A 12,605-nucleotide genomic window follows, 5' to 3' on the forward strand; every position below is an offset into this window, starting at 1 on the left:
CTTGGAGTACATTCGATGAAGAGAGATAAGTATCTAAAAGGAAAGACAGACAAACTTGTCCCGGAAGAACAAGCGCGTCGTGAATTTCTAAAGAGTGCCGGGCGTTTTGCTGTTGTAACACCCCCATCGATTGCCGTGTTGCTTGGCACGAGCTTAAACTCGCAAGCTATTGCCGCATCGCATGGCGGACCTCCCGGGAGGCCTCCTGGCCACCATTGATGACGCGCACTCCGGATAGACGCGGCGAGAATTTGCGGAAAGCTAGCTCGAGTCACCCGTCCTGCACGCAAGAGCGCGGAAGTGTCGGCCCCACTGCGCTTACAGAGGCGGAGGCAGGAGTCGAGCGGGGCGTCCGCGCCGGAGCCCGCGAACGCGTCCAACGCGTCCTATGACTGCAGACCTTTTCGAGGTGTCAGGCATCATCATCATTGGTCACTCGTTACGCATCGACGCGTGTCCGGCGGAGGAGAGAGTGCGCTGGATGTCTGGATGTGAGGCCGGCGGTCCGGGGGGGCGACCACCGGTACATCGACGCCATCGATCCATCACAGGCCAGCTCGCTTCGACACACCGTAGGCCTGCGCCGCAAAGCTGGGAAAGACGTCGCTCGGTGACCGAAAGAGTCAGTTCCTCTCGACGCCACGGCATCAGCGGGCATTCTTGTGGATATTCAACTGGCATCCTCCGGTGAGTGCTGAAGGTTGGTAACTCCAGTCTCCTCGGTTCCGGTCCGAACGGACAACCAGGAAAGCTCACAAACTCGAGTCCGTTCCATCCCGATGACTTCGGGATGGAACTCCATGAGCGTGATCTTCTCCGAAACCGCCTCCCCTTTTGGTACGCTGACCTTCGGTTCGGGATCATGGTTTTGAGATACTGTGATCCAGTCCTTGTTTGGCCAAGGCGAGCCCCTCGCGGGATGTTAAGTTTCCGCGTAGTCCTTCAGGTCACATAAAACGAGGCTGCGGTGAGCGACAGATGTGGAGAAAGGGTGGCGAACTGTGTTTGAGATGCGCCGCCGGCCCCGTCAGTGTCGAAAGAGAGAGCCCCGGTCTCACTGTTGTAGATGATATGATCGGAGCTGTCATGCGCGGCTGCACCAACCAAGAAAGCTTTGAACGGAAGCCCCCCCGGCTGAAGCCCGGCAAAAACGGTATCGCTGAGATGGAACGTATCCTGGGAGCGCTTGAAGTCGGTGATCTTGTCGACATTGCCGGCTCCAAGAGCCGTATTGAACGAGAAGACATCGTGGCCCCCGTAGCCGGTCAAGACGTCGGCGCCGAGGCCGCCGTTGATGACATTGTTGCCGGCATTGCCCTGGATGGTCTGGGCGAACTCGTTGCCCGTGAGGGTCATTGTCTTCGTGTCTGACGCGTTGTTGGTGGCGAGAAGCTCGATCTCCGAGCCGGCCGAAAGCGCATAGCTCACCGAGGCGAGCACACTGTCGTTGCCACCGCCCACGGCCTCAACCACCTTCTCGTTGGCGTTATCGACATAGTAGGTGTCGTTGCCGCCGTAGCCGATCATGGTGTGGCCGCTGGTTCCGTGGAGTATATCGGCGCCGCTGGTGCCGTACAACGTGCCATCGCTGGTGCTGCCGGAAGGAGCGACAGTCCCGGTCCCAGACCCGGTCTCAGTTGTGCTAGTGGTTGGGGGAGTGACGCTCGCGTCCGTGACAGTGTCGGTCGAGCTATCCGCTGCGTAATCCCAGGTGAACTGGTTATCGACGTGTGCCGCTGGGGTGGCCGTGGGATCCTCGTGCACATCGGCCACGACCGCCTTTGACGCGTCCCAAATGATGTTGTTGGGATTACCAGGGTTGGTGTAGGTCGAGTTCAGGATGCTGACCCCACCGGAGCTTACATTCCAGATCAATCCATTCGACGAGGGAAGCCCGCGGCCTTGATCCTCATCGATACCGTCAAACGACCTCGTGTGGTCGAAGGTCACATCGCTCGCGTAGGAAGAGAACGCGCCATTGCCCTGATGGATGGCGTCAACGTGATCCACCCTGCCGCCGGTCGATCCGTTCTCGAACATGACGGCCACGCCGGTCTGAGAGTTGTTACCGTCGATCACCCCATTTGAGATCGTCGTATTCGGGCTGCCGTATACCGAGACGATGTCCTCAGGATGCGAACTGCCGGCGTGGTTGACGGCATAGAAGTCGGTCAGCGAACTATTGCCCGAGTTGTTGAACTGCACGAACTGACCGCGCGGCATTGGGCCATGGAAGTCGTAGCCATCGACGTGTGACAGACTCGCGCCGGGCGAGTTCACGAGATAGATGCCAGTCGAGCCTTCCCGCACCGTCGTGTTATGAACGGTCAGGTTCGAAGCGTTTTCTGCCTTGATGTTGTTGATGTCTGGGCTCGTCTCGGGGTCGATTCCCGCCGGGGGGGCGGCGTTGATGACCTCGGTGTTCTCGATCGTGACGCCGTTTGCGCCCGATACCATCACCCCGTCGCCATCGACGTGATGAATAAGACAATTGCGCAGGATGACATTGTCGTTCGTAATCGTGACCGCGTCCCCGTTGGTGACGTAGATGTCAAGATTTTCAATCACCTGGCCGTCGTACTCCGAATGGATCGGTGTGGTGGTATAGGTAAGACCCTGCGCCGGTTGCGTGATTGCCGTCGATGCGGAAGCGGTGGAAATGGGAGCCTCGGTCGTCATTCGGCGGCCTCCGTCGTCGCGCGTGAGTTGTTCAACCGTTCCGAGTGGGTCAGCAGTACTTCTTTGTAGGAATTCATCGATCTCAAGGGTCTTCTCCAGTTAGATATTAATCACCATAAGTATCCATAAGGACGATCATCGACCATCTATCGTCCTAACGAAATTCTGCTAATACAACCAGAAATTTCATCTGGAAATATAATGCTAACCTTCATGACCATAATGCGGCGCGGATAAGGCTATACTGAGATTCTCCCGGGCGATTGGCGCTGCGTTCAAGCTTGTGCCTACGTAGAATTGCAAACGTCGTCTAGTATCTCGGATCACGCGTGAACTTACCCCCGAGGAGCAGGAGGCAAGGTAATGCATGCTAGTCGGCCAACACAGCATGGGCGTTACCGACACGGTCAGGCACGGCTCGAAACAGGTGATCTACGAGGGCTATCCTGAATTCGGCTACAATCACCGCCTGACCGACCTGCACGCTGCCATCGGCGTGAGCAACTGCAACGGTTTCCCGACTCGTCACGCGGCGGGGGCGGCGCAATATGGTGAGAGCGCCTTCGACATCGCCGAACTGGAAACGCCTGTCGAGCCTTGCTAGACTCGCAGCAACTGGCAAAGCTACTGTGTGAAACTCCCCTACTGGTTCGACCAGCGGGGCCGTCTCCCCGGGAAGGGAAGGGCGCGGGCCTTTGCCCTATTGTGATACTGAGGCGATGCGGGAGCACGTCGCCGAGATCAGCCGGAGCGTCGACGACGGCGCGCATGCGGTGCTCATCTTGATCAGGCCGGACCGCATGTGACGCCGAAACTCAAGGTGTCGGACAACATCACCCTGACGCTCCTGCCGCCGCGCTCCCCCGGCGCCGTGGTTCGGCGCCCTGTTGTCTGACCTGATGCACAGCTTGACGCGTCAGGAATTAAGGCGCGAATCGATCAAGCCGTCAATCTTGGCAATCGTATCGAGGTACCCACAGCGGACGGGCTGTCCCATGCTTTCCTTTCATCGGCCCGCCGGAAACGAGCTCGGGTTCTTGACCAAAAAGCCCCAGGTTGAAGATCCGGGATACGCCTCGATGATGCTGCCCTACGCCTAAAGAGGGTATTTTGGTGTACGGTTTTCCTGGCGTAAAGTTAAAAAAAGAAACTGTGCGGTTGGCGCGTGGAGCGCCTAATCGGCGCGTGTATCCCAATCACGCCGGGTGAGAGGCGATGATGACAAGGCAATCTTTCATAACCGTGCTTGTCGGACCGAGCGAGTTACTTCGAGAAGGTCTAAGTCGAATCCTGAATGAAGAAGATTTTTGTGCACTTTTCTCTTCGGCTTCTGTTAACGAACTTTTGCAGAAGCCGCTACCGCGTCATCGGTCGATCTTGCTAATCATAGATATCGGCGGTGCTGATGCCGAAGCTGAATTCGCGCAAATTGTTGAGTTTAAGGCGATTTACCCATCCAGCCATGTGGTTGCGCTAGCTGATCACTGTCGCACGGCCGACATAGTCTCAGCTTTTCGTGCGGGGGCCGACGGGTATCTGACAAAGATTACTGCTTACGACACCTTCATCAAAGCCCTCGAATTGGTTATGCTTGGGCAAACGGTACTACCTGTGGAAACTTCGATGGTTATTCAAGATATAATCCAAGGTTCGAAAACTGAACCGACGGCTGAACCGATAGCTGATGAGTTACCAAAGGTGGAAGATAAAGTGGAGAGTGGTGATCAAGAAAAAGTAATTTTGTCGAATCGCGAGAACTGTATTCTGAGCCGTTTGATCGAAGGGCAGTCAAACAAAGCCATCGCGCGCGAAATTAACATCGCCGAGGCTACGGTGAAGGTACACGTCAAAGCCATACTTCGAAAGATTCGCGTGCGCAACCGAACACAGGCCGCAGTTTGGGCGATGAATCATGGTATGCTTACTTCGCCGTCGGGCAACGGCGCGTCGGGGGACCGATACGGTGGTAGCTCAGCGGTCTCACAATCGGCATGATCTACTTGAAGCAAAAAATGGACCTTCACAATATATAATTGAAGATAATTTATTGGCGCAGCAGTCGAACACGGCCCGCGGGACTCGCTAGGTGGGCAGTGTTGCGCTTGGGCTCACTCTTCAGCCAGAGTTCCTTCTGCGAGAAGATCGTTGACCTTGTAGGCGACTTCCGTGCGGTTGGTCGCCTTAAGTTTTTTCATGATATTGCGGATGTGGACCTTCACCGTGCTTTCGCGCAAATTCAGTTCGTAGGCGATCATCTTGTTCGCCTTGCCGCGCCGGAGCGCTTGCGCAACCTCGGCCTGCCTAAGCGTGAACATGCCTGCCAAAGGCTGCGCGTCGCGGCTGCCCGAATCTATCAGGTGCCGCATAGCAAGGACACTGCTCGCCGGCACGAAGATGCCTCCCGCTGCCGCTAGGTTGATAGCCTCGACGCAGACATCGATTCCAACAGAGGTCGGAATGTAACCGCGTGCACCGCATTCGAGAGCGGTCAGTATCTGGGCAAGGTCTTCGGTGTCGGCCAGGACGACCACAGGGACTGATTTGAACTCGCACGAGATTTGCCTGATCTCGTCAGCAATGCCACGATCGGTGACCTTCCGACTGCCAAGGTTGAAGAGTATGGCTGCAACGGGAGGCGCCGGGCTCTTTTTGACGCGCCATTCCTCGATGGAACCCAAGGCGGCGACATCCATGCCGAGTTTGTGGTCCACGAGAGCCGATGCGAGACACTCGCGGTCTAGAGCCCTTCCGTCCAAGATGAGGAGGCATTCCCTGCCTGTCTGCCCGTGGACGATTCCCGTTCCACCGGACGGGACTTCTGACTGATTGGCCGAATTATAATTGTGCAGTCCTGCCGTGGCACCCATGTCAATACTCGCTCTTCCAACACAAACCGCCTTGCGCTGGCCGACATAATTTCCGCGTTCTCTCGCAGTGAAGGTCTGGTACTGCGCGTTTTGAAAGGTCGAGACTGATTACCCCATTTGCGTCGTTTTCAGTTCCCCAACCCCAGCGATACCAGCGTGGATAAGTGTAGGGATTATTTATAAGCAGTCGCTAACATAGATTGCTTTTTTCGTAAATTTTCAGGGACCTGATGCCAAGCTGGACCCAAAGGGCTTCTGTCCGAAAGACGTATGCCTTGGACCACCCAGCTAGTCATCTTCGGCCAAGCAGCCAGTCGAATGTGGATCAGCTGGTGCCTGCGACATTTCACCGGCAGACCAGAACTGCCGAAGGTGCCGTTGACATTGTCGGGGGACAGTCCTGGTAGCCGTGGCTCAACACTTTCGTTCGAGCACGCGTTGATAAACGGCCCTTTGCGCATATCTCGGCAGCACGCCGCCCCCGCGATAGGCCAAGTTGCCGCGGTCATGATGACCTCGCCTTGTCACACCTTGGTCAGCACGAACGGGGTTGCGTTCCGCTCGGCCCAACCTTCGACCGCCCCAAGCCGGATACCGCTGCCGACGAGACATACCATGCTCTGCCAGGTGTCCCGCGCACGACCAGCCCTCCGTAAATGTCCTCTCGAACTGTTCCGGCGACGGAATGATATTTTCGGCGGAAATTTTGGTTTCCATGCGCTGGCGTTCAAAGAGATAGCCGCTTACCTGAGATACTCGCTGTCGAATCCGGCTGTTTCGACCAGCTTCTTGCGGTTGATCACCTCAACATGGCCTGACTTGAAAGACACGAGATCGGCCTTGCGGAGCTCCCTTAACGTTCGGTTGACGTGAACCGTGGTCATTCCGAGGATGTCGGCCAGTTCATGCTGCGCAAGAGGACACTCATATCTTCCATGGACCGACAGCCCAACCATGGAGAGCCTCTCCTCCAACTCGAGCAGGAAATGGGCGGTACGCTTCATCGCGTTCCGCCGACCGGAATTTGTGAGATGTTCGGCAAGGATGGCGTTCAGGCGCGCCAGCGAGGAGGCGATCTTCTTCCCGATGCGGCCGTCCGACAGGATGGCCTCGACCAGTTCCTTACTGGAAATTTCATAAACAGCTAGTTCGGTTATGGACGCCAGCGACGCAAGATGGGGTCCGTCCAAGCCACGGAAGCCGACGACGTCCCCCTTGAGGGGAGTGTCTATGATCTGCCGCTCTCCGTCCGGCAGTGCGTGATAAAGTATTGCCCAACCCGATTTTACAATGAATAGCTCACTGTTCTCGTCATCCTGGCGGCATATCACCGAATGGGGTTTATAGATTTTTGCGGTAACACCGAGAAAGTCGTTGTTCCCCCATTCGTTCTTCGACAACGTTCCCCCTATGGGATGCGAGCACATGAACTCCAATAGTGTCTGCATGAAGAATCGCGAATTTGCTTCTGTTTCCACGCGACTGACAATAGTTTCTCCCGGAAATATCGACAGAACGACCTCTTACCCTAAAGGCGGGCTGGCCCACTGTCCTCGTCTGTTCGAATGAGGTAAACTGCACTTAACTTGGGATATTCAAGGCCGCTAAGTTTCGCGGGTAGGCAAGACAACAGGCTCCGAAACGCTAATCACTCGCGGCGCAGTAACGGCCAGGCTGCCCCGATTTCACTGCGGTATGTGACAGTCACAGATCAAGCAAAACGTCGCCTTGCGGGCGGCTGCAGCACGCCAGGACGTAGCCTGCCGATTTGTCTTCCGATGTCAGCCCGCCTAAGTCATCCATGACGACTTCGCCGGACAGCTTGGCGATCCGGCACGTACCGCAAATCCCTTGCTGGCAAGCGGTGGGAACGTAGACCCCACATTGGCGCGCCGCTTCCAGCAAGGTCTCTCCGGGCGCGCAGTGATGCGAAATGCCGGAGCGGGCGAAGCGGACCGAAGACGAAACCGTTGAAACGGATAGCGAACGCGAAACGTTGCCGTCTCCGAAGCTCTCTTCATGATACTGTGAAGGAGCGAGGCCGATTGCGCCGAGGCAGCTGCGCACCGCCTTCATGTAGGATTCCGGCCCACAGGCAAACACCGTGCGGCTGTGGAGATCGGGAACCAAGGTCAGGAGCATCTCACTATTCATTCGCCCGGTTGGACCCGTCCATGCCGGGTCTTCCTGACTGCAAATGCAAGTCACTTGAACATTGGGAAAGCGAGCGGCAAGTGCGTCCAGTTCTAGCCGAAAGATGATGTCGTCCGGCGTTCTCGCACTGTGAATGAAGCGTATATCCTGGTCGGCTGCGCGGTCGGTAAATGCGCGCAGCATCGACATGACGGGAGTTATCCCGCTGCCACCCGAAAGGAAAAGGGACTTTCCGTGCGGCAGATCGTCGAGATTGAACGAGCCGAGCGGCCCTTCGATCTCGATCCCATCGCCGGGCTTCAAATTGTCATGCAGCCAATTCGAAACGAGCCCGCCCGGCGTTCGTTTCACGGTAATCTGCAGGTCGAGCGGTCGCGTCGGCGGTGACGAAACAGAGTAGGAGCGCGTCACTGCGGCACCGTCGATCGTAAGGTGCACCAGAACATACTGGCCAGCGCTGAAGCAGAACATCCGATCTGAAACGGGTGTGAGAACGAATGTTTTCACATCGTGCGTTTCGTCGATCACGCGCCGGCAGAGCACAAGTTGCGGCGTGCTCTGGGCCCACTGCCGATGACGCTTCGTCGGGACGAAGCCGGAAGGCCCAAAGGCGGCGTGTGCGTTCATCATTCAACTCGGGTTTGAAGTCGAGCCAAGATGCCATTTCAAAACCCGCTGAACAGCCGCGCAATCCTACCTTTATGATCGGCAATTTCGATTAAACTTCCAGTGACATGACAGCCACCTGGAGAGCTCGGATGCCTTTGCGAATAATGGGTTCGTGTTTGCGGCGCGCAAGTATCGCGGTATGGACTGGCTGGTGCAGCGTCGGCGCTCCCTCGACCAGGAACGATGGGAGTTCAGCTGTGAACCTGCGCGCATCATCGCTGCGCATGTAGCAGGTGCCGCCCGTTCGCCGCAGCATGATCTCCGCAAGAGTTTCCGATCCCGTCGAAAGCCGGCAGATCGCCAGTTGGGCCAGCAGTTCTGCGTGCGTCTTTTCCAGCACGGCGGTGTAGCCCGGGCGAATGTAGGTTTCAGGGTCGACGTCGGACAGCGTTCTGGCAGCCGTCGAAACCATCACATATTCCTCCACCATCAGATGTTCGTAGGCGATCTCAGGCAGGTAGCGAGGCGCATAAAGGACGGCGATATCCAGATTTCCCATGCTTAGGTCGCTGACCATCTGGTTCGAATAATCTGACTCGACATGGATCGAGGATTTTGGAAGCGCCTGGCACAATGTCTCGACCCATCCGGGCAGGACCGAGCGGGTCATGCCCACCTGTGCGGCGATGCGCAAGGTGCCCTCGAAGCGGTTGAACGCTCGCACGTCGTGTCGAGCTTGCGACCAGGTCGACAGCAAGGACCTGGCGTAGGCCTCGAACCGCCGCCCTGCGGCTGTCGGCTCAGCACCGGCACGCCCGCGCTGAAAGAGCTCCGACCCGATCGCACTCTCCAGATTCTTGATGCGGGTGCTGATCGTCGACTGGGTCAATCCCAACCGATCGGCGGTGCGGTTGAAGTTTCGCGACTCGATGATGTCGAGAAAGGTTTCGATGTGATCTAGCTGCACGCGACCTCCGATCGAAAAAGTCGATCATATTGCGCAGGATCATAAGCTTGATCAAACAATACTCAAGGCCGAAGCTGCACTCGGTGAAATCGGCCGGCAGATCGACCAGGCTGAAGCTACGGAGCTGAGCAACGTGTTCATAGTCGACTGCGATTGTCACAATTACTGGTCAAGCGCGACCGTGTTGGAGCCTTACCTTTCCGGCCTATGGAAGGACATGTTCGTTGAAGGCGAGAAGACAGGTCCCGTTGGCGCCTTCCCGCATGGCCATCGTCCCTGGTTTCATCCGCAGGACTTCTCCCGCAAGGACGTCCGTCCGAAGACGGAAGCCGACAACTATCTCATCATGAAGGAGAAGCACCTCGACAAGTACAAGGTCGATGTGGCGATCCTGACTGGCGATGAGCCGATCGAGGCTTCCACTCTCGCCAATCCCTATTATGCCAGCGCCCTCGTCAGCGCCTATAATGACTACCAGATCGACCAATGGCTGCCGAAGGACGACCGCTTCATGGGCTCGATCATCATCGCGCCACAGGATCCGAAGCTCGCGGCCGCCGAGATACGCCGCCTGGGCAATCATCCGCGCATGGTTCAGGTTCTTGCCTCGCAAGGCTCCGTCAAGCCCTATGGCGATCCGTTTTACCATCCGATCTACGAAGCATGCGCCGAGGTGGGGCTGCCCTTTGCCATACATCTGGGCGGCCATGGCGGCGTGAATTCGACTGCGATTGCTCCTGCGCCGACGACATTCTTCTGGGAGACCCATGCCATCCTGCACATGTCGGCAATTTCGCATGTCGCAAGCATGATTGCGCATGGCGTCTTCGAAAAATGGCCGGACCTCTACTTCGTGGTCATCGAATGCGGCGTCGCTTGGGTGCCGTCGGTGTTGTGGCGCCTGGACGCAGATTACAAAGCCCTACGCAAAGAGACGCCATGGCTGAAGATGCTGCCTTCCGAATATTGCCGGCGCAACATCCGCTTTTCCACACAGCCGCTGGAGCAGCCCGCAAATATTCAGCATCTCTGGTCCACTCTCGAGGCGATGGACGGTGAAAACACGCTGATGTTTGCCTCTGATTATCCGCATTGGGACTACGACGATGCCAACACGCTACAAATCCCTCCTGCCTGGAAGAACAAGATCATGGGGCTGAACGCGCTGGAGGTCTACAAGCGCATCCCCCGCGCGCAAGCGGCGAATGCCGCCTGAGGAAGCACACGATGCCTGAGAAGACATACATCTGCAGAGTCGACGAGATCGAAACCGGATCTCCCTTCATCGCCAAGATCCGCAGCCTTTCGGTCGGCGTTTTTCGCATCGGAGATTCATTCCACGCGCTGCTGAATGTTTGTCCGCACCGTGGAGCTCCGCTTTGCGAGGGGCCGCAATGCGGAACAACTGCACCGGTCGAAGAGGCGCAATTCATCTATCACCGCGAAAACGAGATCGTGCGCTGCGCCTGGCATGGCTGGGAATTCGACATCAAATCAGGCGCGGCCCTGGTCGATCCGTCCGTTCGCGCGCGCACGTTTCCAGTCACTGTCGAGGCGGGAAGCATCTATGTGACGGCCTGATTGAGGTGCGGATTTGAGCAGTCAGAAGAAAGGGTGATCGCAGCTAACAAGCAGATTTCTACACAGGGTGCGTGACGAACAATAACGCGGAAAATCCGCAATGGGAGAGTCAAATGTCAGAATCTGAATACAAGCTTGGTATCGCTCAAAGCCTGATTGGTCGCGGCAAGATTTCCCGTCGCGACTTCATTCATCTTGGGCTGGCCGCTGGGCTGACGCTCACCGCTGCGGACAAGCTCTTCGTCAGCACGGCGCGGGCCGAACCGCTTCAGGGCGGCTTCGCCAAGCTGGGCATGGCACATGGCGCAACGACAGATTCGATCGATCCAGCCGGCTACCTGGATACGTTCACACAGACCGCGTTCTCGGGCTCGATGTCCAACAGCCTCACCGAGGTCGACGCGAAAGGCAACGTCCAACCGGACCTTGCCGAGAGCTTTGAATCGTCGGACGGGGCCAAAACCTGGGTCTTCAAGCTACGCAAGGGCGCAACCTTCCACAATGGCAAGAATGTCACGGCGGACGACGTCGTGGCTTCGCTGCGCTATCATATGGGCGACGAAACCAAGTCGGCGGCGAAGCCACTGCTTGAGCCTGTGGCGAGCATCAAGGCGGATGGCCCGGAGACGGTTGTCTTCACGTTGAAGAGCGGCAACGCCGATTTCCCCTACATCATGAGTGACTACCATCTGGTCATTATGCCGTCCAAGGACGGCAAGGCGGATTGGGGATCGGGCGTTCGCACCGGAGCTTTCGTGCTCGAGAATTTCCAGCCCGGCGTTTCGGCCAAACTCAAGCGCAATCCGAACTATTTCAAGAACGGCAAACCCTACCTCGATGAGGTGGAGTTCATCGCCATCACCGATCTCGCCGCCCGCATGGCCGCGCTATCGACAGGGGAGGTGGACTATATTGGCCGTGCCGACCTCAAGACACTCGGCATGCTGAAACGCAACCCCAAGGTGGAGATCGTCGAGGTCACCGGCTATGGCCACTATACCTTACCGATGAATGTCACCATGGCGCCGTTCGACAATCCGGACGTCCGAATGGCTTTGAAATGGGCGATCAACCGTCAGGAGATCGTCGACAAAATCTTTCTCGGTCACGCCACCGTGGCCAACGACAACCCGATCGCGCCGGCGATCAAATTCGCCACCAATCCGCAGCCGCAGCACAGTTTCGATCCGGAAAAAGCCAAGCATTACCTGAAAAAGGCAGGAATGGAAAAACTGAAGGTGGACCTCTCGGTCGCCGATGCCGCTTTTGCAGGCGCGGTGGATGCGGCTGCGCTCATCCGCGAGACGGCAGCCCAGTGCGGCATCGACGTAAACGTCGTGCGTGAGGCCGAGGACGCCTACTGGGACAATGTCTGGCTCAAGAAACCTTGGTGCGCTTCGTATTGGAGCGGTCGCGCGACAGCCGACTGGATGTTCACGCAAGCCTTTGCCGCAGACTTCAGCTGGAACGAGTCGTTCTGGAAGAATCCCCGCTTCAACGAATTGCTTGTCCAGGCGCGCGCCGAAACGGACGAGGCCAAGCGGGCGGCAATGTATGCCGAGATGCAGCAACTGACCCATGATGATGGCGGCAGCATCGTGCTGGTCTTCAACAATTTCGTCAGCGCCAAATCCAGCAAGCTCGCACATGGCGAAGTGGCGCCGAACTGGGAGAATGATGGATTGAAGATGGCCGAACGCTGGTGGATCGCCACTGCGTGAGAGTGCGGGCCGGACCCGCGATGGCTA

The 12,605-nt window shown here is 57.2% G+C and carries 10 protein-coding genes; 5 read left to right on the forward strand and 5 right to left on the reverse strand.

The annotated features are described in order from the left end of the window. Nucleotides 1-942: 942 nt before the first annotated feature. Complete coding sequence (locus NKJ35_RS11645; protein WP_352647107.1) at nt 943-2,679, reverse strand: right-handed parallel beta-helix repeat-containing protein; 1,737 nt, start codon at nt 2,677-2,679, stop codon at nt 943-945. A 367-nt stretch (nt 2,680-3,046) separates the two neighbouring features. On the opposite strand from NKJ35_RS11645, the gene NKJ35_RS11650 reads away from it, so the two are divergent. Together NKJ35_RS11650 and NKJ35_RS11655 are read left to right on the forward strand one after the other, a co-directional pair. After that, complete coding sequence (locus NKJ35_RS11650) at nt 3,047-3,283, forward strand: hypothetical protein (RefSeq protein ID WP_352647109.1); 237 nt, start codon at nt 3,047-3,049, stop codon at nt 3,281-3,283. 611 nt (nt 3,284-3,894) lie between these two features. Continuing rightward, the gene (locus NKJ35_RS11655; protein ID WP_352647111.1) at nt 3,895-4,674 is read left to right on the forward strand and encodes a LuxR C-terminal-related transcriptional regulator; all 780 of its coding nucleotides are present in this window, start codon (nt 3,895-3,897) and stop codon (nt 4,672-4,674) included. Between the two features lie 113 nt (nt 4,675-4,787). Here NKJ35_RS11655 and NKJ35_RS11660 read toward each other — a convergent pair whose 3' ends face one another. The 4 genes from NKJ35_RS11660 to NKJ35_RS11675 form a co-directional block, all read right to left on the reverse strand. Continuing rightward, nucleotides 4,788-5,546, reverse strand: coding sequence for a LuxR C-terminal-related transcriptional regulator (locus tag NKJ35_RS11660; RefSeq protein ID WP_502904630.1), 759 nt, complete (start codon nt 5,544-5,546; stop codon nt 4,788-4,790). A 743-nt stretch (nt 5,547-6,289) separates the two neighbouring features. Then, on the reverse strand, nt 6,290-6,946 hold the full coding sequence (locus tag NKJ35_RS11665; RefSeq protein ID WP_352647113.1) for a Crp/Fnr family transcriptional regulator: 657 nt from the start codon (nt 6,944-6,946) through the stop codon (nt 6,290-6,292). A gap of 304 nt (nt 6,947-7,250) precedes the next feature. Beyond that, complete coding sequence (locus NKJ35_RS11670; protein ID WP_352647116.1) at nt 7,251-8,228, reverse strand: FAD-binding oxidoreductase; 978 nt, start codon at nt 8,226-8,228, stop codon at nt 7,251-7,253. A gap of 190 nt (nt 8,229-8,418) precedes the next feature. After that, nucleotides 8,419-9,276 (reverse strand): LysR family transcriptional regulator, encoded by an 858-nt coding sequence (locus NKJ35_RS11675; protein WP_352647118.1) that lies wholly within the window; start codon nt 9,274-9,276, stop codon nt 8,419-8,421. 133 nt (nt 9,277-9,409) lie between these two features. On the opposite strand from NKJ35_RS11675, the gene NKJ35_RS11680 reads away from it, so the two are divergent. The 3 genes from NKJ35_RS11680 (at nt 9,410) to NKJ35_RS11690 (ending at nt 12,578) form a co-directional block, all read left to right on the forward strand. Beyond that, nucleotides 9,410-10,492 (forward strand): amidohydrolase family protein, encoded by a 1,083-nt coding sequence (locus tag NKJ35_RS11680; RefSeq protein WP_352647120.1) that lies wholly within the window; start codon nt 9,410-9,412, stop codon nt 10,490-10,492. A gap of 11 nt (nt 10,493-10,503) precedes the next feature. Then, nucleotides 10,504-10,857: a Rieske (2Fe-2S) protein gene (locus NKJ35_RS11685; protein WP_292653661.1), complete on the forward strand. Its 354-nt coding sequence runs from the start codon at nt 10,504-10,506 to the stop codon at nt 10,855-10,857. A 113-nt stretch (nt 10,858-10,970) separates the two neighbouring features. Then, nucleotides 10,971-12,578 (forward strand): ABC transporter substrate-binding protein, encoded by a 1,608-nt coding sequence (locus NKJ35_RS11690; RefSeq protein WP_352647123.1) that lies wholly within the window; start codon nt 10,971-10,973, stop codon nt 12,576-12,578. Nucleotides 12,579-12,605 lie beyond the last annotated feature (27 nt).

Origin of the sequence: Mesorhizobium sp. M0136 (genome assembly GCF_040322515.1) — a bacterium.
Lineage (GTDB): Bacteria > Pseudomonadota > Alphaproteobacteria > Rhizobiales > Rhizobiaceae > Mesorhizobium.